Below are 19690 nucleotides of genomic sequence, written 5' to 3'. Positions count from 1 at the left end.
AAAGGTGAGAGTGAATGTCTTATAAGTTTGAAGAGGGTAAAGACCAAATAATTGAAGAAGTGGTAGAAAAGATCAAGCAAAAAATGGTGGGTGATCAAGCCATATTTTGTGCCGAATTTGTTCGCCAATTTTTCGGCAGAGTCGCTTTAGATGATTTAAAAGAATGGGAAATAGAAGATTTATATGGGGCGGCTGTTAATTTTTGGAGCCTTATTCAGTTTAGAGCTCCGAATGAAACAAAAATTCGCATTTATAATCCAGACTATGAACGACACGGTTGGCAAACTACCCACACCGTAGTTGAAATTATTTGTAAGGATATTCCCTTTCTTGTTGACTCCATCCGTATGGTTGTTAGTCGAATGGGGATTTCTTCCCACTTGATTATCTCCATGGGAGGGCTTCACTTAATGCGAGGACCCAATCATGAAGTGACAGCTGTTCTCCCTAAACATGGTGAATTACCTCCTGGGGCTGAAACGGATGCACCTATTCTTATGGAAATTGATCGCCAAACGGATCCAAAAATTTTAGATGAGCTGCATCAAAATTTTGAAAGAGTCCTGGAAGATAATATTGCGGTTGTGGAAGACTGGATGCCAATGCGTGAGCGGGTTCGTAGTATTATTTCTGAACTTGATAATGCTCCCGCGAGTCTGGATCCTAGCGAAGTTGAAGAAACGAAAGCCTTCTTACACTGGATTGAAGATCACCATTTCACCTTTTTAGGCATTAGAGATTACGAATTAGTGCAGAAAGGGAAAGAAACCATATTGCAAGCAGTCCCTGAAACAGGTTTTGGGGTTTTGCGCCAGAATTTAAGTAAATCAAATGCCCGCAGTATTACCGCGATGACACCTGAAGCGAGAGAATTAACACTGTCACCTCGCATATTAGTTATGTCAAAAACGAATACTCTAGCAACGGTTCATAGGGATGCTTATACAGATTACATTGGTGTAAAGCGCTTTAATGATAAAGGAGAGGTGATTGGTGAACGCCGAATAATTGGTTTGTATACCTCTGCAGCATATAACACCAATCCTAAACATATCCCGTTTTTGCGTCATAAAGTGGCGCAGATTATGAAAAACTCAAATCTTAATCCACGTAGCCATGCGGGCAAAGTTTTATTAAATATTCTTGAAACTTTACCACGGGATGACTTAATCCAGGCTTCTGAGGATGAGTTATTAGAAATGGCAATGGGCATTTATTATATGCAGGAGCGGCGTAGAATTCGGATGTTCGCACGAACAGACGTTTATCGTCGTTTTATTTCTTGTCTGGTATATGTTCCCAAGGAGCGCTTTAATACAGAATTGCGTCAAGCTATGCAAGACGAGTTAGAGAAAGCGTTTAATGCTACAGAAATAACATTCTCAACTCACTTCTCCGAATCGGCTTTGGCTCGCATTCATTTTATTATTCGTATTAATCCACAAGATACCAAAAAATATGATTTTAAAGAGATAGAGAAAAAGTTAATTGAAATCGGGCGCTCCTGGATTGATGATTTACAACAGTTTCTTTATGAAACCTATGGAGAAGAGGAAGCTAATCGATTATATAATAAGTATAAAGATGCTTTTCCTGCAGTTTACACAGCAAGTTTTTCCCCCAGAACCGCCGTGTTTGATATTAAACATGTGGAAGAGCTAAACGAAGAGCATTCTTTGGGAATGAATTTTTACCGGCCCTTAGATGAGTTTGCTGAGAATTTCCGCCTTAAAATATATCAGCATGATGTAACTTTGCCCTTGTCAGATGTCTTGCCAATTATTGAAAATTTAGGGCTGCGCATGATTAGCGAGCGCCCTTATGTTATTAAATTTAAGGACGATAAGGTTACCTGGATTAATGATTTCTCACTGTATTATAAAAACGGTGAGCAAATTAATTTCGATGAAATAAGGGAGTTATTTCAAAACGCATTCACGAGCGTATGGTTTGGTGATGCGGAAAATGATGGTTTTAATCAGTTGGTTTTAGCTGCAGGTTTGGGTTGGCGCCAAGTTGCTGTACTGCGTACATACTCTAAGTATTTCAAGCAAATAGGATTTACTTTCAGCCAAGATTATATTCAGGGCGCCTTGAATAATAATGCACATATTGCTAAAAAATTAATCAATCTATTTGAAATTCGATTTAAGCCAGGGAAGTCAAGCAATAGAGAGAAAAAGGCAGACGACCTTATTACAGAAATTTTTAAAGACCTGGATAGTGTTGAAAATTTAGACGAAGATAAAATTATTCGTCAATTCGTGCAAGCAATTACCTCTACGTTGCGCACGAATTACTATCAAGTTGATAAAGAGGGAGAGTATAAGAATTACATCTCCATTAAATTAAATAGCAAAGCTATTTCGGGAATGCCAAAGCCGTATCCTCTGTTTGAAATTTTTGTTTATTCACCACGTTTTGAAGGCGTTCATTTACGCGGCGGTAAAGTAGCCCGGGGTGGTATTAGATGGTCTGACAGAAAAGAAGATTTCCGCACGGAAATTTTGGGTTTAATGAAGGCTCAACAAGTAAAAAATGCAGTGATTGTACCCAGTGGCGCTAAAGGAGGTTTTGTACCGAAACAAATTGCCTCTAATGCGACGCGCGAAGAAATATCCTTAGAAGGTATTGCTTGTTACCAACAGTTTATTCGTGGCTTATTAGATATTACCGATAATTATGTCGACGGTGGACAAATTGCAAAGCCAAAAGAAGTTATTTGTTATGACGAAGACGATCCTTATTTGGTAGTTGCTGCAGATAAAGGCACAGCAACTTTTTCCGATATTGCGAACGCTATTTCCCTGGAGTATGGCTTTTGGTTAGGGGATGCATTTGCTTCGGGTGGCTCGGTTGGATATGACCATAAAAAAATGGGGATTACGGCGAGAGGCGCCTGGGAATCGGTTAAGCGTCATTTTTATGAGCTGGGCGTTGATATAAAAACTACTGATTTTACGGTAGTGGGTATTGGTGATATGGCCGGGGATGTGTTTGGTAACGGGATGCTTTTGTCGAATCACATTCAATTAGTCGCGGCATTTAATCATGTTCATATTTTTATTGATCCAACTCCCGATCCTGAAGTTAGTTTAAAAGAACGTAATCGTTTATTTCATTTACCACGCTCTACTTGGGAAGACTATGATCCGCATCTGATTTCTCCTGGTGGCGGGGTTTTCAATCGCAATGCAAAATCGATTCCTGTTAGCCCGGAAATGAAAAAACTTTTTGATATTAAACAAAATACCATCGAACCCAATGAATTAATAAAAATAATTCTGCAGGCTAAGGTTGATCTTCTTTGGAGTGCTGGAATAGGTACTTTTGTAAAAGCACACACTGAATCAAATACCGAAGTGGGTGACCGTACTAATGACGCTATTCGAATTAATGGCAATCAGCTTCGCTGTCGCGTTGTGGGTGAAGGTGGTAACTTAGGATTAACACAACTAGGCAGAATGGAGTATTCACTAAATGGTGGATTAATATTTACTGACTTTATTGATAATTCGGCGGGTGTAAGTTGTTCCGATAAAGAAGTAAATATTAAGATTCTTCTCAATTCAATCGTTTCCTCAGGTGATATGACGCCTAAACAGCGCAATGAGCTATTAGTGGAAATGACGGATGAGGTTGCTCATTTAGTTTTGCGTGATAATTATTTACAAACACGTGCTTTAAGCTTGCTGTCGTCTGAAGCGATGCGTTCGGTTGAACTGCAAAGCCGTTACATTAACGAATTAGAACGCACCGGTAAAATTGACAGGAATTTAGAATTCTTGCCTGATGAAAAAACGATTATGGAGCATAAGCTTATCGGCAAAGGATTGAGCCGACCGGGAATGGCTGTATTATTTTGCTATAGCAAAATAATTCTAAAAGAGGCCATTCTAGCGTCTGATGTGCCCGAAGATGTTTTTTTAAAGCAATTTTTGGTGAATTCATTCCCCAGGCCTTTGCAAGATCGTTTTAGCAAAGAAATGCAAAACCACCCATTAAAACGTGAAATTATTGCTACTAAAGTCAGTAATATCATAATTAACGAAATGGGTTTCACTTTCATTTATCGCTTGCAAGATGAAACCGGTGCTCCAACAGCGTCCATTGTGCGCGCTTATATGATTGCGCGTAGCGTTTTGAATATGGATACTATTTGGCGAGAAATTGAAAATCTGGATAACCAAGTCGATGTGAGTACGCAAAATGAAATAATGATGACGTATGTAAGGTTGTTAAGACGTATTACTCGTTGGTTCTTGCGAACTCAACGTACTCGTTTAAATATTAGTAAAACCGTCAAACTTTATGCGCCCGGACTTCAAGAATTAAAAAATTCCATGCCGGCCGTATTTGGGGAAGAAAACTATAAGCAATACAAAGAAGTTTTAAATAAATATAAGGAAATGGGGCTTTCTGAGATACTTGCGCATGAGCTTACAATTACTCGCGGGCTTTTTGCAGCTATGGATATCATTGAAGTTGCTCATGAGTTGGATATGAATATAACTCAAGTGGCAGAAGCTTATTTTGGTATAGGTGAGTTCCTCGATTTGGCATGGATCCGTACGCAAGTGATTGTCCACTCCACTGAAAATCATTGGGAAGCTCTGTCCAGAGAGGCATTGCGCGATGATCTTGATTGGCAGCAAAGACAATTAACTGCGGGTATTTTACAGGGGAATTCTAAGAAAAACGATGTCGCGACTTGCCTAAAAAATTGGGCCGAAAAGCAAGGATCTTTGATTCAACGATGGAAAGAGGTTTTATCAAACCTGCGTTCAACGGGAGTTTTAAATTACACTATGTTTTTTGTCGCTATTCGTGAGCTGTTAGATCTTACCCAAACTACTTTACAAATGAATCAGAATCATAAAGAGTTTGAAGAGGTATAATAAACGTCGGAGTGGCATTTTATTTAAATGCCACATTTAGCCATTTTTAAAAGGATTTTGAAAGTGCCAAAAAAAAATCTTATTAGCTATTCAAACCCATCCAAGGTTTTCCATTGGGTAGTTGCTTTATTAGTGCTTCTTATGCTTGCCTTGAGTTTTTTCATGGAAGATATTCAGGAGCAATACCAGCCTCAAGCCTATTTCATTCATAAATCGATTGGCCTTTTAATTTTTCTGTTAATGATTATTCGAATACTATGGATTTTTTACCGCGGTAAACCCCCTTTGCCAAAAACCGTACCCACCTGGCAAAAGTGGGTTGCAAGAATAGTACAATACTCCTTGTACCTATTTCTTATTCTCATGCCTATTTCGGGGCTAGTTATGTCCGTGGCAGCAGATCATCCTCCAAGCTTCTTTGGCTTATTTACGGTCACTTTACCTATAGCGCCTAATGAAGCGCTAGCAGAGTTTATGGCAGAAGTTCATGAATTTATTGCCTGGACTTTAATCACTTTAATTGTTTTGCACGTAGGTGGAGCGTTAAAACATTTCTTGATAGACAAAGATAACGTATTACAAACAATGTTACCGGGTGGGAATAAAAAATAACCGGAGAAAACCGCGCGAACCCTTGAAGGTATAGCCACCTCTGAGCATTTTTTATATGTGGGGAAGAAGGAATAGTTAAGTTAGGGTTATTTCTTCCTCGTTACCTTCTATTTTTACCTTTTTAGGGTGTTCGAAGATAATACTGGTAGCAATTAAATATTCATCTTCCTTAATGGGACTGTAGTCTACTATCTCCCCTATATCTTTGTTATCGGGAATAGCTAATAATCGCTTACCTAAAACAGGTGGGGAGGAAGTTTTAACTGTAAATACTTTCATTTCATGTTTTAACTTCGCGCGGTAGTGCGTTCTCGCGATGATTTCTTGCCCTTTATAACACCCTTTATCAAAACTTAAATAATCATGTAAATGTAAATCTAATCGGTGCGGCAAAAATAAGTTTTTAGTAGTAGGGTAAATCTGAAATTCATGGTTTTTCAAGCGAAGAACATGCCATGCAAGGGAGCCGCGAAATTGATTCATTTCTATAAATTTTGAATTGTCCAATCCCTCCTTGGTGATAATCACATAAAAATTATTACCTAAATGATACATAAAATGCTGATTATCACTTGTGATAGCAAAATTTTGTTGCGGGAAATGGTTTAGGGAAGGAAAAATATCATTTGGATTTTGTAAATAAAAGCCATAAATTTTAGCGTTTGCGGGGCTTAATTTTACCCGAGAAAATGCCGCAGCTTTCGCTAATGTTTGTATGGTCGCCGGGATTAAATCATTTGCTAAAACAAGTGTCACTCCTTGCGAATTAGGTGCTATTACATCCAGTAAGGCAAATACCCGTCCTTTTAAATCACAGAGCGCACCATGTTGCATCTGCTCTGTGGTTACCTTTCGAAGATCACATGATAATTGGCCTTGCAGAAAATCTTTAGACTTATCACCTTCTACATTGATTAACCCTAAGTAAGGAATTTCAAATAAATAGTTTTTATACGGAAGGAAATTAAATTCCTCAACCGTATTTGTATAGCTGGTATAGATTCTTTCATTTACTTGAATATTGTGCATTAACACCCTGCCTTAATTTGGTTATTTTCTAGTTTCTTCGATATAGCTATAATCCCAAAAAAATGTTTTGAGTTGAACTATGATTACACCCGAACAAAAGGCCAAAATTAAATGGAACTGCCGTCGAGGTATGCTGGAACTGGATTTAATTCTTAATCGATTTTTAAACGATGGTTTTGCTTTGCTTTCCGACGAGCAAGTAATTAATTTTGAAACACTACTAACCTATTCCGATCCACAGTTATATTTTTGGTTAATGGGACAGGAAGAGCCTGATGACGAGGTCATAGCGGAAATTGTCAATACCGTCCGAGCTTTGCATAGATTTTAACCTCTCTAAAGATTATATTAAAATTATTTTTGTAGTTTATATATTAGGCTTATACAGTTTAATCTGTTCTTCTTTTCCCGGTTATATTACCTTTTTATGGACCATTTTTCTTTCTTATCATTTTTTCATTCAAATCAAAGATAAAGTTCCTTATCATTATAAAAAACTACAATATATTGGAAAAAAATGGGTTTTATCTGCAAATGACAAGCCATTTATGGAGTTCAGTAAGGCCCGTATTAGTTTTGAATGTGGGTTATTTTTATTGCTAACTTTAAAAAAGGATAAAAAGAGAAAAAATCTAGTTATTTTTTTAGACCAGATAACCCTGGAAACGAATAAAAAATTGCATCTTATAGTCAATCATGAAATGTGAAAAATGTAGGTTGGTACCGACCTAACACTCCTTCTTAACATCTTTTGTAGGGCTGTCGGCACCAACCTACTTTAATTTGGATGTAAGTAGACAAGACTATAATCCAAAACACTGTGTAACTGAGTGCATAAAAAAGAGAAGCATTTAGTGGACTTGCCCATCCAAATAATTGATTAGTGAGGTGATTTTTTAAGTTAACATCAGGATAGAGGTATATTCTGCTCTGTAGCTTTAGAAAAAATACATGAAGAACATACGCCAACATCGCATTCGTACCTAACAAGATGAAGCCGGCTGTCCAAAATCGCCAAGACTTAATTTCAATTAACCAGTAGAGGGTGGCCAGCAAGAGTGTAGCCATACCTGCAGTCCATAATACATAAGAGCTAGTCCATAAGGCTTTGTTGAATGGAAATGAAAAACTCCATAGCCATCCTAATACTAACTGACAGACTCCAAATAATACCAACCCTGTTAATTTGTCTTTTTCGTTGGTAATGCAAATTAACCAATAACCAATGCACACGCCTATTAACGTAGTGGCAAGTGCGGGGAGTGTACTTAAAATACCCTCTGGATCATATACTTTTCCATACAAATGTTGTGAAGAAAAAAACCATCGATCCACATAAGCCGCAGGATTATTTGCAAGGGTTAAATCCGGGAATAATAGATATATGAGCCAATAAGTTAAGAGGATTCCGCCTGTTATTATGATTTGTGTTCTCATGGTACAAGTTAAGAAAAGGAGTGCGGCGGCCCCATAACAAACAGCAATACGCTGTAAAACTCCAAAGTATCGTATCTGCTCCCATTCAAAATGGGCAGAATAAAAATTTAATAACAAACCGAGGGAAAATATAAAAAGAGTACGTTTAAGAATTTTAAAAATGAGAAGGGCGGGGCGCTTCGAACCCCTGTTTTTGTACAAGCCAAATACCAAAGATACGCCTACTATGAAGAGAAAAAAAGGAAATACTAAATCGGCCAGGGTACAACCATTCCACGCTGAGTGCTCAAGCCAAGTATAGGCAACATTATTACCTGGGCTATTTACCAGAATCATTAAAAATACAGTCAACCCGCGAAACACATCGAGAGATATTAAGCGTGAGACTTTAGAGAGTGGATCCATCATAAACCAGGTGACCATTAGTGAACAAATTGTACAGAAATATACAAATTAAGGCAAATAATTATAAAAAACCAGGAGCTTAAATTAAGGCTTCCCCGCATCATGCTGCACTTATCTCGCCCCTTTGCCGTCCAATCTTTCGTCTAAAACTGATACTAAGAATACCTGAATAGGCAGCCTTGATGCCACCAAGCGTGATCAAGGAAATTTAAGATGCTAACAAATTCATTAGAGACACAAGAAAACCCGTGGTAAAATTGCGAAATTCATCTCTATAAAAATAATTATAATGTTGGAAAGTGATCGCTTGATAAGCACGCAGACTATTGATTCGGAAGAGGCATTCGATCGTGCGATTAGACCTTTATCTTTAGCAGAGTATATTGGTCAAGAGGAAGTATGTACGCAAATGCGTATCTTCATTGATGCAGCGAAAAAACGATTTGAACCGCTCGATCATGTTCTTATTTTTGGCCCACCAGGCCTTGGTAAAACTACCTTAGCGAATATAATTGCCCATGAAATGGGTGTGAACTTACGGCAGACTTCAGGTCCTGTGTTAGAAAAAGCAGGAGACATTGCTGCTATTCTTACCAATTTGCAAGAAAATGATGTGTTATTTATTGATGAAATTCATCGTTTGAGCCCTGTCATCGAGGAAATACTTTACCCGGCAATGGAAGATTACAAGTTGGACATAATGATAGGTGAGGGGCCTTCAGCGCGTTCCATTAAACTTGAGTTACCCCCATTTACTTTAGTAGGGGCTACTACACGAGCTGGTTCCTTAACCTCTCCCTTGCGCGATCGTTTTGGTATTGTTCAACGTTTGGAATTCTACTCGATAGCATCACTTACTCATATAGTAAACCGTTCTGCCCGACTTTTGCGGGTAAAAACGGATGAGGAGGGTGCGCACGAGATTGCACAGCGATCGCGAGGGACACCGCGGATTGCTAATCGTTTATTACGACGGGTGCGGGATTATGCGGAAGTTAAAGGGGATGGAATTATCACTGCTGCTATAGCAAAAAGTGCCTTGGAGATGCTGCATGTAGACCGCTTGGGATTTGATGTAATGGACCGGAAGTTATTGCTTGCTATTATTGAACGTTTTGACGGTGGTCCTGTTGGTATTGATAGTATTGCCGCTGCCATTGGTGAAGAAAAAAATACAATAGAAGATGTGTTAGAGCCTTATTTAATCCAACAAGGATATTTAATGCGCACACCACGCGGTCGTACGGCAACGCAATCGGCTTATCAACATTTTGGTTTTGTTTTTAATGTTAGTGAATAAATTTTTAGCTACAGAGAGTGCTGCAACATTTCGGGTATATGTGGAAGATACTGATCTTATGGGTATTGTATATCATTCCAATTATCTTTATTTTTTTGAGCGAGCACGTACAGAAATGTTTCGCAATGCTGGGTTATCTTTGACTATGATGGCAAAACATGGTACACACTTCGCCATTCATGAAGTACAGTTGAAATATCATGCTCCAGCGCGTTTGGATGATCTATTAACTATTAAAACGAGCTGTGAGAATATTAGGGCTTCAACTCTGGTATTTAATCAATTCATACATAATGAATCAGGAAATTTATTGTGTGAGGCCATTGTTCGGGTTGTTTGTGTGAATAATGAATTAAAGCCAAAACGTTTGCCGAAAGAATTTATTGGAGGAAATTAAGTGGGGAATCATGCCAGTGTATTAGGTTATTTTATGCAAGCTGGGCTTGTAGTAAAAACAGTTATGCTGATTTTACTTGCCGCATCCATTATTTCTTGGACTCTCATTTTTCAGCGCGCCTGGTTTTTTAAAAGATTAAAACAGCAATACGACGCGTTTAGTACGCGTTTTTGGGAGTGCACCGATTTAAGTCGTTTGTTTACGGATTTAGACAGTAAGGTGAATGACAGAGAGGGTTTGGCGGCCATTTTCCATTCGGGATTTAGAGAGTTCTTGCGTGTCAGCAAATTAGGTGAGATTGCATTGGAGCCTATACAAAGGGTGATGCAAATTAGTAATGCCAAAGAGGCAGAGCGTTTACAGCAGCATTTGCCCTTTTTTGCCTCCGTAGGCTCTATCGCGCCTTACGTAGGTTTATTCGGTACGGTTTGGGGGATTATGACTTCTTTCCAAGCTTTAGGGCATGCACAGCAAGCAACTATTGCGATGGTTGCCCCGGGTATTTCTGAAGCATTAGTAGCCACGGCTTTAGGCCTGTTTACTGCTATCCCTGCTGTTATTGCATACAATCGATATACTACCCGCGCTAACGGATTATTAGATAGGTATGAAGTATTTCAGGAGGAATTTATTTCTTTAATAGCCCAGCAAACCAGTAATACGGTGCGAGGTTAATTTATATGTTAAAAAAGAAAAATGTTCGGGAAAGGCCCGTCGCTGAGATTAATGTAGTGCCTTACATTGACGTTATGTTAGTACTACTAGTAATTTTTATGATCACGGCACCTATGCTGACGCAGGGAGTAACCGTTGATTTACCAAAAGCCGCTAGTGAAACCATTAAAGAAACAGATAGGGAACCTATTATTGTATCGGTTAATCAACAAGGCGAGTACTTTTTAAATATCAGTGATGCACCGAATACTCCAATGGCCCCGAAAGCTTTAATGGTTCGTGTCGCTGCCGAACTTGAGTTATCCAAAGAAAACCATCAAAAACTCAACGTATTAGTGAAAGGCGACCAAGGTGTTAATTATGGGAAAGTGGTTACTGCCATGAGTCTTTTAAAACAAGCTGGCGCTGAAACGGTGGGACTAATTACTGACTCCAGTGAAGACACAGGAGATGTGGGATGATGCAGGATCGTAGTTATCGGACTGCTTTCGGAATAGCATTTGCTTTTCATATAGCTATTGCCATTTTATTGCTAATCGACCCCAGCAGTCAGCAACCCTTAGTTATGCAAACCGCCGAAAAAGAGTCTAGCCAGGCATTGCCTTTGGATGTTGAACCCCAAGAAGAACCCATTAAAGCGGTCGCAGTCGATAATACCGAAATTATGGAAACGGTTAATCGTTTAAAACAAGAACAAATAGAAAAACAACACGCAGAACAAAAAAGACAACAGGCTTTAAAACAACAAGCAGAGAATGCCCGAAAACAACGTTTGGAAGAACAAAACAGAGTTAAAAAACTTAAAGAAGAAGCGGCAAAACTTGCTTTGGCGCGTGAAAAAGAGTTAGCAGAAGAAAAGGCAAGGTTGGAACAAATTACCAAGCAGAAAAAGGAAGAGGAGAAACGCCTTGCTGAAATGAAACAGAAACAAGAGCAGTTGGCAAAGCAGCAGAAAGAAGAAGCGGAAAAATTAGAAGTACTAAAGAAAAAGAAAGCGGAAGAGCTAGCCAAAGCTGAGAAAGAGAAATTAGAAAAAGAAAAATTGGAAAAAGAAAAAGCGGCTCAGCTTGCGCGCGAACAAGCTGAATTGGAGAAAAAACGTCAAGCTGCTTTACAGCAAGCAGCCATTGATAATGAAAGGAACGCTAGAATTGCGGGGGAAGTAGATAAATATAAAGCGCTTATTATCAGCGCCATCAGCAGACAATGGATTTTACCCGAGAATATTAATAGTGGCGTATCAAGCCAATTTCGTATTCGCTTAGCTCCAAATGGAGCGGTGTTGGAAGTAAATTTAACCCGCAGTAGCGGAGATCCTATATTAGATAGGTCTGCCCAAGCTGCAATATATAAGGCATCGCCTTTGCCCGTACCTAAAGATCCAGAAATGTTTGATGTGTTTCGGGACATTAGCTTAACGGTACGGCCAGAAAATGCGAGGGGGTAATATTGTGATAAATCGTTTATTCGTACTTTTATTTTTCTTTTTTTGTAGCGCGGCTAATGCGCTCGACTTAGAGCTGACTCAAGGTATTAATGCTGCTCTTCCTATAGGGATAAATTCTTTTGGCGGAGGGGAGCCTTCACAAGCTATTAAATCGATTGTTGAAAATGATTTGCGATTTTCAGGCCAGTTTAGACTTGTTGCACCGCAAGGGGGCGAATCGATGCCTATTGGCATGTGGAAACAAGCGGGGGCTGATAGCGTATTATCCGGGAAAGTAAATTCTTTAGGAGGAAATCAGTTGGATGTGAGCTATCAATTGATGGATGCGGCCGCACAACGACCTCTATTAACCAAAAGCTATCAGATTTCCACAAATGAATTAAGGGATTTAGCCCATCATATTAGCGATGAAGTTTATGAGAAGTTAACTGGCGAAAAGGGAATCTTTTCTACGCGTATTGCCTATATTGTTGTGCAAAGAAATGGGGAAAAAACGCGGTACTCATTAGAGATAGCTGACGTGGATGGTTATAATCCGCAAAGCCTTTTAGTCTCTTCAGAACCCATCATGTCGCCTACTTGGTCACCTGATGGACGCCAAATCGCATATGTTTCATTCGAGAAGAAACGTGCACAAATTTTTACGGTTTCCGTAGAAACGGGAAAGCGGCGTTTATTAACTAATTTCCCCGGAATTAATGGCGCGCCTTCCTGGTCTCCTAATGGAAAAGAACTCGCCGTAGTACTATCTAAAGGAGGTGCGCCAAAAATTTATAGCGTAAGCCTGGCAGATGGTTCTATGAAACAACTAACATTTGGCGATGCTATCGATACAGAACCACGATACTCTCCAGACGGTAAATATATTTTATTTACCTCAGGAAGGGGCGGTAGGCCACAAGTTTATCGTCTAACTCTGGCAGATGGTTCTGTTTCCAGAGTCACCTATGAAGGTAACTATAATGCGCGGGCCTCTTTTACTCCCAATCAAAAACAAGTAGTTATGCTACACAGAGAAGACAGAAATTTTAATATTGGAGTACAAAATTTAGACTCCGGGCATATTACCACTTTAACTTTCTCCTCTATGGACGAATCTCCCAGCCTTTCCCCAAATGGTAAACTTATTTTGTATGCTACCCACGAAAATGACAAAGGGGTGTTAGCTATTGTCTCTATTGATGGACGTATTAAGATGCGTTTACCTTCTAAGGATGGAGATGTGCAGGAACCTGCATGGTCACCTTATTTGGGGTGATATGCGCTGATGCTATTTTTGCTACGGTGAATAAAATTGAAGACAAAAACTTTTTTCGAAGTAGCGTTAACAGTGGTTCTTTTCTTAATTACTTTTCAAATTTTTTCATGGAATGCTTTAGGACATAGAGCCATTGTTCAAATTGCAATGCATCATTTAACACCTCATGCTAAACATACGTTTGCTTCATTTAATCAAGCATTAGATACTGATCAGAAATACCAATCTTTAGTAAATGCGGCAACCTGGCTTGATGATTTACGTTTTCACGATAGTAATTGGTTTAATACCATTCATTATTGCGATTTAGCGTTTGCTTATGATGAGACTCCGCTGCCGTCTGTACCTTATATCAATGCAATTTGGGGAATTAATGAAGCCAAACATACCCTTTTGAGCAACAGAGCAAATGCCCAGGACAAAGGTTTAGCTTTACGTATTCTTCTTCATGTCGTGGGCGATATACATCAGCCACTTCATAGTGCAACGTTAGTCAGTAAAGAGCATCCGAAAGGAGATTTAGGTGGGAATTTATTTCACTTAGGAGAAAACCCAGTAGCGGATAACCTCCATTCTTATTGGGACAAAGGAGGAGGGTTATTAAGTCAGCACTATTCCAATCACCAATTTGAAACGTTTGTAGCGGAAATTGAACGCAAATGGCCTTGCGCAAAGTTAAATCAAGAGTCAAAGTCGGCAAAACTTTGGGGGGATGAATCGCATAGACTTGCCAAAGAGGTAGCCTATCAATTAGGGGTAGGTGAAATCCCCTCCTCTCAATATCAACAAACTGTAAAAAACATAAGCGAAGAGCGTATAAGTCTCGCAGGCTGTCGCTTAGCTTCTGTTCTTAATGGAATTGACGCAAAGTTGATGCAAAGAGAACATATGGTTGAGTTGAGTGATGGTTAGAGGGCGGTTGGCTGTGAGAGCCACATCCCAAGTAACCTTTGCTTGCGCGAAGCGTAATCAAGGAGCCAGATGATCCAATTAATTTTGAAGAATGAAACCTTGATTACGTTAACGCTTCATCAGGGCTACATTGCTTAATCGTATTGGGCCGGCAGGCCCAACTTGCATTTAATTGGATTTTTCCAATTCTTTAATAACCACTCCCAAAAAGCGTGTGGCTTCACCACCTGTTACGGCTCGGTGATCAAAACTTAAAGATAATGGTAATAACCGTTGTGATTCTATTTTGCCATGTATGGTTACTGCACCTTCATATAGTCTACCTACAGCAAGAATAGCAACCATGGGTGGTACTATAATAGGGCTAGCAAATCGACCTGCAAATTTGCCAAAGTTAGAAAGCGTGATAGTGGCGCCTTTTAATTTCTCTGCGGGAACTGTCCTTTCGGCGACTTGTTCTTTGAATGTATTGATAATATTTCGTAATTCTTTATCAGAGTAGCTGCCAGCATTGTGAATCACCGGAACAAATAACCCTTCTTCATTATCCATTGCCAAGCCTAAATGAACCTCGGAAAAACATTTTCTGGCACTGTTTGCTGTATCAAACCACGCATTTAATGCGGGTTCTTTTTCACTGGCAGCAACAATTGCGTGTATTAACCTGACTGTAATATCAGTTTGTGGCTTCCAGGCGTTAATATTCACTTCATCAAAAATACTAACAGGTACTACTTCTTGATGTGATTGAACCATACTTTGAAGCATCGCTCTCCTAACACCACGAAGCGGCTCAAAGCCTTCTCCTAGTTTATTTTTTTGGCCGGCTGCGCGCTCTACATCCTCTTTGGTAATAACTCCATGGTCTCCAGAGCCTTGTACAGTAGCTAAATTAATATTAAGTTTCTTGGCAAGCATGCGTACGGCAGGAGTTGTTTTTATTCGACCAGTAGAGAGAGCGGAGCCGATAATGAAGTTGTCTTCACTAATTTCTGTGCTTTCTTCCAAATTACCAACTACTGTCCCTTTGTCTTTTGTTACATTTCCTTCTGCGGAAAAAGCCACCAATGGCTCACCTGTTTTAATAACATCTCCTGGTTTACCATAGAATTTAACAATGGTCCCATCTTGTGGACAGGGGACATCTACAACTGCTTTAGCGGTTTCCATAGATACTAAGGGCTGATCTGCTTTAACGGTATCGCCTTCTTTTACATACCATTCATGAATTTCGGCATCTGGCAAACCTTCGCCTAAATCGGGTAAATTAAAAATATTCATGATCACTCCATTATACTTAAAACAGTATCCTTAATGCGCGCTACACTAGGGATGTAATATTTTTCTAGTTGAAAATAAGGCATGACCGTATCATAGCCGCTTACCCTTTGTACGGGAGCCGTTAAGATATCGAAACAATTTTCCATAATTTGCGCTGATATTTCTGCCCCTACGCCGCAAGTCTTAGCCGCTTCATGAATAATCACACAACGACCAGTTTTTTCTACAGAAGTAATAATGGTTTCAATATCTAAAGGTTTAATAGTTGCTACGTCTATGACTTCACAAGAAATACCTTCTTCGGTTAATTGTTTAGCTGCTTGCATCGTTTCATGGATGCTGGCTCCCCAACTCACTAAAGTAACATCTTCACCCTCTTGTAAAGTAAAACATTTACCTAAGGGTAATGCTTCCCCATCATCAGCAACTGCTTGTTTTACCAATCTGTATATCCTTTTGGGTTCTAAAAAAATGACAGGGTCAGGATTGCGGATAGCTGCTAAAAGCAATCCATACGCTCTTTTAGGAGAAGACGGAATCACTACTTGTAGACCGGGTATATGGGCAAATAAAGCTTCAGTGCTCTCGGAATGGTGCTCGGGGGCCCTGATTCCACCTCCAAAAGGTGCGCGAAAAACAATGGGACAGTGCAGCCTGCCACGTGTTCTATTGCGCATACGAGCTGCATGAGAAACAATTTGATTCATGGCAGGGTAAATAAAACCCATAAATTGAAATTCTGCTACAGGTTTAATCCCTTGTACAGACATTCCCACTGCCAAACCAGCAATCATGGATTCGGCTAAAGGGGAATCGAAAACACGATGCTCACCAAAGCGATCTTGCAAACCTGCGGTTGCTCTGAAAACTCCGCCGTTTTTACCCACGTCTTCTCCAAATACAACGACATTCTCATCATGTTGTAATTCATAGGCGAGTGCTTGGGTTACTGCTTCAACTAAAGTAATGTCAGGCACGTATAGTCTCCTCTATTGCGGTGGCGCGTTGCTCCACTAAATAATCAGGCAGCTCTGCATAATGGTAATCAAAAATACTGGTAATCGCCTGACCTTCGCGCTTTAAATATTCCTCAGCAGCTTGTTGTACTTCCTGATTGCAAGTATTTAATAAATCCTCTTCTTTACTGCTGTCCCAAAGGTTTTGTTTCTCAAGGTATGTTTTGAATCGTGAAATCGGTTCATTCGGTTGCGCACTTTCCACTTCATCTTTGGGTTGATAGCGTGTTGCATCATCAGCGGTAGTATGATCACAGAGGCGATAGGTAATTGCTTCAATGAGCGTAGGACCTTCCCCTGCTCTTGCTTTTTCTAACGCCTCCCCGACAACTTGACGCATGCCTAAAATGTCATTTCCATCTACTTGAATACCGTTAAATCCAGCGGCTATTGCTTTTTGAGCAATGGTCTTGGTATGCGTTTGTTTTTGAATTGGGACGGATATAGCCCATTTATTATTATTTACTACAAAAACAACGGGTAAATTCCAAACGCCGGCTACATTCATGGCCTCATAAAAATCCCCTTCCGAGGTTCCACCTTCTCCTATAGAGACAATGGCCACTCTTTTTTGTTTCCGGTACTTAAAGGCAAAAGCTACTCCTGCGGCATGTAAGCATTGTGAGGCAATTGGAACGCAAATAGGTAAATCTTCGGAATCGCATTCAAATTGACTACCGCGTTCATCGCCTCCCCAATAGGCAAGGATTTCGGACATTTTTACGCCGCGTTGAAATTGCGCCGCATAATCTCGGTAATAGGGGATAAGTACATCTTCTTTGCGCAAGGCGTTGCCAATTGCTGTGGAAATGGCCTCTTGTCCATTAATAGGGGCATAAGTACCCATTTTGCCGGTTCGCTGCAATGCAATGGCCTTTTTATCAAATAGACGAGTAAGAACCATAGTTTTATATAACTTTATAAGAGTATTGCCATCATTGGCAAAAGCGGGAAGAGGGTTACAAAGTTCACCATGACAATCGAGAATTTGTACAAAAGGTATCTCGAATCGAGCAACAATTTGGGTCACAACGATTTCTCCATGAAAAAAGTCATACCATATTCCTATGCTTTACAATCGTTAGCAACAAAATTTTTAGGATATTTCATACAGGCTCGCGCCGGTAGGTCCAATAAATGTTTTCGCAAAGGATTATTGACCCTTTAGAGCCAATCTACGTTATAATTTATCTTTTATAATTTTGCATAAACTTTGAATCTTTCTATTCAAAAATTACCTTACCCGCGTAATTTATTAGCGCATTATAGTGCACTTCATTCTTTACCAGGCTTTGTATTGCTTCAAAGCGGGAATAAAGAGTTAGGGCGTTATGATATTCTGAGTGCTTTTCCTTATGATGAATTGAAAGTAGATCAGAATATTACCCACTCCGGTGCCGCTTTTGAAAAAATACAACAAACGCTGGCTAACCAAACTTCTCATTTTAATATTCCCTTTCAAGGCGGGGCAATTGGGTATGTCAGTTATGATTTTGGCGCTGCGTGCGCTGGAATTTATAAAAAGCCACATCCGCTCTTGGAAAAAATGCCTCTGCTTGATATGAAGTATTACGATTGGGGCATCATTGTGGATCATCAGTTAAAGGAAGTGTTAGTAGTTAATGCCAATCAAAACAAAGAGACAAAAGATTTAATAGGCCAAGCTATCGCCTTATGGAATCAACCGGTTTTTGAAAAAACGAAAGGATTATTCAAAGAAAAATTCACTGCTATCATTAGTAAAAAAATGTATCAGCAAAAAATTAATAAGATTGCAAACTATCTCCAAAGAGGGCGGGTGTATCAGGTTAATTTTACGCAGCCCTTTCTTGCGGAATATGAAGGGAGCCTTTGGGATTATTATCAAAGAATAATTAGTATTAATCGAGTGCCTTATGGAAGCTTTTTGCAGTGCCATCCATACCATATACTCAGTTTTTCCCCAGAAAGATTTTTACTATATGATCATGGTGACGTTTTAACTTCGCCCATAAAAGGCTCTTCCCCGCGCTCCCAAAACCGAGACCAAGACCATCAGTTGGCTCAAGCTTTAGAACAATCAACAAAAAATAAAGCAGAAAATATAATGATCGTTGATTTACTACGTAATGATTTAGGTAAATTTGCTATCCCCGGTTCAGTCAATGTTGGCCAATTATTACAATTACAAAGTTATAATTCTGTTCACCATCTGGTAAGTCATATCGAAGCAAAATGTGAGAAAAATGTTTCTCCCTGGGAAGTATTTTTAAATTGTTTTCCAGGAGGATCTATCACCGGCGCCCCAAAAAAAGAAGCGATGGAGGTTATTGCCGAGATGGAAGAATATAGTCGAGGGGTTTATTGTGGGGCAATAGGATACTTTTCAAACCATCCCCGTTTTGATTTTAATATAGCGATAAGAACTATCATCGCTCATGAGAGTAAAATGTATTTAGCTGCGGGAGGGGGAATTGTTATAGACTCGGAATGGGAGCAAGAATACGAAGAATGCTATACTAAAATTGCAGCGTTTCTTAATGATTAATATTTATGTCTACGCAATCTGCTGTTATTGTCTTACACGATCAAGAAACTGACTCCATTGTGCTTACCAAGCGCAGTGCGCACTTAAATCATCATCCGGGGGAAATTTGTTTTCCGGGAGGTCGATGGGAAGCGCAAGACTCTAGCTTATGGTTTACCGCACTAAGAGAATTAAAAGAGGAGTTGGCGATTGATAGTACACGAGTGCAATTAATTGATCATTTACAACCGGAAATAACTTTAAATAACGTAATTATCTATCCTTGGCTGGCCTCCATAGCAAACATAAAACCGTATGCGATGAATAAAAACGAAGTAGATGAAGTAATTCTTTTACCTATGCAGGAAGTAAAGAAGATGGATAACTATTGTTCCATTTTTTTAGAAAAAAATGGAAGGAGTTTTGAAAGCTGTCGTTATATCCCTGGTAACTACTTTGTATGGGGGGCAACTGCTCGCATTATGAAGCAGTTGACCCAGAATTTGTTTTGACCTCA

The 19690-nt window shown here is 39.5% G+C and carries 18 protein-coding genes; 13 read left to right on the top strand and 5 right to left on the bottom strand.

Annotation, left to right across the window (positions count from 1 at the left end):
• Positions 1–14: 14 nt before the first annotated feature.
• Complete coding sequence (locus tag EL206_RS05005; RefSeq protein WP_058462689.1) at positions 15–4898, top strand: NAD-glutamate dehydrogenase; 4884 nt, start codon at positions 15–17, stop codon at positions 4896–4898.
• Between the two features lie 63 nt (positions 4899–4961).
• The gene (locus tag EL206_RS05000) at positions 4962–5510 is read left to right on the top strand and encodes a cytochrome b (protein ID WP_232048523.1); all 549 of its coding nucleotides are present in this window, start codon (positions 4962–4964) and stop codon (positions 5508–5510) included.
• A 75-nt stretch (positions 5511–5585) separates the two neighbouring features.
• Here EL206_RS05000 and ygfZ read toward each other — a convergent pair whose 3' ends face one another.
• Positions 5586–6539, bottom strand: coding sequence for a CAF17-like 4Fe-4S cluster assembly/insertion protein YgfZ (ygfZ, locus tag EL206_RS04995; protein ID WP_058462691.1), 954 nt, complete (start codon positions 6537–6539; stop codon positions 5586–5588).
• 79 nt (positions 6540–6618) lie between these two features.
• On the opposite strand from ygfZ, the gene EL206_RS04990 reads away from it, so the two are divergent.
• Together EL206_RS04990 and EL206_RS09970 are read left to right on the top strand one after the other, a co-directional pair.
• Positions 6619–6870, top strand: a complete 252-nt coding sequence (locus EL206_RS04990) for an FAD assembly factor SdhE (RefSeq protein ID WP_058462692.1) — start codon at positions 6619–6621, stop codon at positions 6868–6870.
• Positions 6836–7246 carry a hypothetical protein gene (locus EL206_RS09970; RefSeq protein WP_058462693.1) on the top strand — a complete coding sequence of 137 codons (411 nt, stop codon included), beginning with the start codon at positions 6836–6838 and terminating at the stop codon, positions 7244–7246. Before EL206_RS04990 ends, EL206_RS09970 begins: the two co-directional genes overlap by 35 nt.
• Before the next feature lie 34 nt (positions 7247–7280).
• Here the strand turns inward: EL206_RS09970 and EL206_RS04985 are convergent, their stop codons facing one another.
• Positions 7281–8399 carry an acyltransferase family protein gene (locus tag EL206_RS04985; RefSeq protein ID WP_084758881.1) on the bottom strand — a complete coding sequence of 373 codons (1119 nt, stop codon included), beginning with the start codon at positions 8397–8399 and terminating at the stop codon, positions 7281–7283.
• Positions 8400–8670: 271 nt separating this feature from the next.
• On the opposite strand from EL206_RS04985, the gene ruvB reads away from it, so the two are divergent.
• The 7 genes from ruvB to EL206_RS04950 are packed head-to-tail and all read left to right on the top strand — an operon-like array spanning position 8671 to position 14370.
• Positions 8671–9681, top strand: a complete 1011-nt coding sequence (gene ruvB / locus EL206_RS04980; RefSeq protein WP_058462695.1) for a Holliday junction branch migration DNA helicase RuvB — start codon at positions 8671–8673, stop codon at positions 9679–9681.
• Positions 9674–10078, top strand: a complete 405-nt coding sequence (gene ybgC / locus EL206_RS04975; protein ID WP_267885274.1) for a tol-pal system-associated acyl-CoA thioesterase — start codon at positions 9674–9676, stop codon at positions 10076–10078. The genes ruvB and ybgC overlap by 8 nt, the downstream gene beginning before the upstream one ends.
• Positions 10079–10753 (top strand): protein TolQ, encoded by a 675-nt coding sequence (gene tolQ, locus EL206_RS04970; RefSeq protein ID WP_058462697.1) that lies wholly within the window; start codon positions 10079–10081, stop codon positions 10751–10753. It abuts the gene before it with no gap.
• 5 nt (positions 10754–10758) lie between these two features.
• Complete coding sequence (gene tolR / locus EL206_RS04965; protein ID WP_058462698.1) at positions 10759–11214, top strand: protein TolR; 456 nt, start codon at positions 10759–10761, stop codon at positions 11212–11214.
• On the top strand, positions 11211–12200 hold the full coding sequence (gene tolA / locus EL206_RS04960; protein WP_058462699.1) for a cell envelope integrity protein TolA: 990 nt from the start codon (positions 11211–11213) through the stop codon (positions 12198–12200). Before tolR ends, tolA begins: the two co-directional genes overlap by 4 nt.
• Before the next feature lie 4 nt (positions 12201–12204).
• A complete protein-coding gene (gene tolB / locus EL206_RS04955; RefSeq protein WP_058462724.1) occupies positions 12205–13458 on the top strand; it encodes a Tol-Pal system beta propeller repeat protein TolB in 1254 nt (417 codons plus the stop codon).
• 36 nt (positions 13459–13494) lie between these two features.
• Complete coding sequence (locus EL206_RS04950; protein WP_058462700.1) at positions 13495–14370, top strand: S1/P1 nuclease; 876 nt, start codon at positions 13495–13497, stop codon at positions 14368–14370.
• Positions 14371–14538: 168 nt separating this feature from the next.
• On the opposite strand, the gene EL206_RS04945 is transcribed toward EL206_RS04950, so the two are convergent.
• Genes EL206_RS04945 through pdhA form a run of 3 tightly spaced genes read right to left on the bottom strand, consistent with a single transcriptional unit; the run spans position 14539 to position 17697 of the window.
• Positions 14539–15651 (bottom strand): dihydrolipoamide acetyltransferase family protein, encoded by a 1113-nt coding sequence (locus tag EL206_RS04945; protein ID WP_058462701.1) that lies wholly within the window; start codon positions 15649–15651, stop codon positions 14539–14541.
• A 2-nt stretch (positions 15652–15653) separates the two neighbouring features.
• A complete protein-coding gene (locus EL206_RS04940) occupies positions 15654–16628 on the bottom strand; it encodes an alpha-ketoacid dehydrogenase subunit beta (protein ID WP_058462702.1) in 975 nt (324 codons plus the stop codon).
• Positions 16621–17697 carry a pyruvate dehydrogenase (acetyl-transferring) E1 component subunit alpha gene (pdhA, locus tag EL206_RS04935; protein WP_232048522.1) on the bottom strand — a complete coding sequence of 359 codons (1077 nt, stop codon included), beginning with the start codon at positions 17695–17697 and terminating at the stop codon, positions 16621–16623. The genes EL206_RS04940 and pdhA overlap by 8 nt, the downstream gene beginning before the upstream one ends.
• 183 nt (positions 17698–17880) lie before the next feature.
• Between pdhA and pabB the strand changes: the two genes are divergently transcribed.
• On the top strand, positions 17881–19194 hold the full coding sequence (gene pabB / locus EL206_RS04930; RefSeq protein WP_058462703.1) for an aminodeoxychorismate synthase component I: 1314 nt from the start codon (positions 17881–17883) through the stop codon (positions 19192–19194).
• Between the two features lie 5 nt (positions 19195–19199).
• The gene (locus EL206_RS04925; protein ID WP_058462704.1) at positions 19200–19685 is read left to right on the top strand and encodes an NUDIX hydrolase; all 486 of its coding nucleotides are present in this window, start codon (positions 19200–19202) and stop codon (positions 19683–19685) included.
• The last annotated feature ends 5 nt before the right edge of the window (positions 19686–19690 follow it).

It is taken from the genome of Legionella adelaidensis (assembly GCF_900637865.1).
Lineage (GTDB): Bacteria > Pseudomonadota > Gammaproteobacteria > Legionellales > Legionellaceae > Legionella_A > Legionella_A adelaidensis.
The sequence above is the reverse complement of the archived record's forward strand: the minus strand, read 5'-3'. Positions and strand labels throughout refer to the sequence as shown.

What these genes read in the sequence shown, in the direction of transcription:
- EL206_RS05005 (WP_058462689.1), top strand. Translation starts at nt 15, where the DNA reads ATGTCTTATAAGTTTGAAGAGGGTAAAGACCAAATAATTGAAGAAGTG.
- ygfZ (WP_058462691.1), bottom strand. Translation starts at nt 6,539, where the DNA reads ATGCACAATATTCAAGTAAATGAAAGAATCTATACCAGCTATACAAAT.
- EL206_RS04990 (WP_058462692.1), top strand. Translation starts at nt 6,619, where the DNA reads ATGATTACACCCGAACAAAAGGCCAAAATTAAATGGAACTGCCGTCGA.
- EL206_RS04985 (WP_084758881.1), bottom strand. Translation starts at nt 8,399, where the DNA reads ATGGTCACCTGGTTTATGATGGATCCACTCTCTAAAGTCTCACGCTTA.
- ruvB (WP_058462695.1), top strand. Translation starts at nt 8,671, where the DNA reads ATGTTGGAAAGTGATCGCTTGATAAGCACGCAGACTATTGATTCGGAA.
- tolR (WP_058462698.1), top strand. Translation starts at nt 10,759, where the DNA reads ATGTTAAAAAAGAAAAATGTTCGGGAAAGGCCCGTCGCTGAGATTAAT.
- tolA (WP_058462699.1), top strand. Translation starts at nt 11,211, where the DNA reads ATGATGCAGGATCGTAGTTATCGGACTGCTTTCGGAATAGCATTTGCT.
- EL206_RS04945 (WP_058462701.1), bottom strand. Translation starts at nt 15,651, where the DNA reads ATGAATATTTTTAATTTACCCGATTTAGGCGAAGGTTTGCCAGATGCC.
- EL206_RS04925 (WP_058462704.1), top strand. Translation starts at nt 19,200, where the DNA reads ATGTCTACGCAATCTGCTGTTATTGTCTTACACGATCAAGAAACTGAC.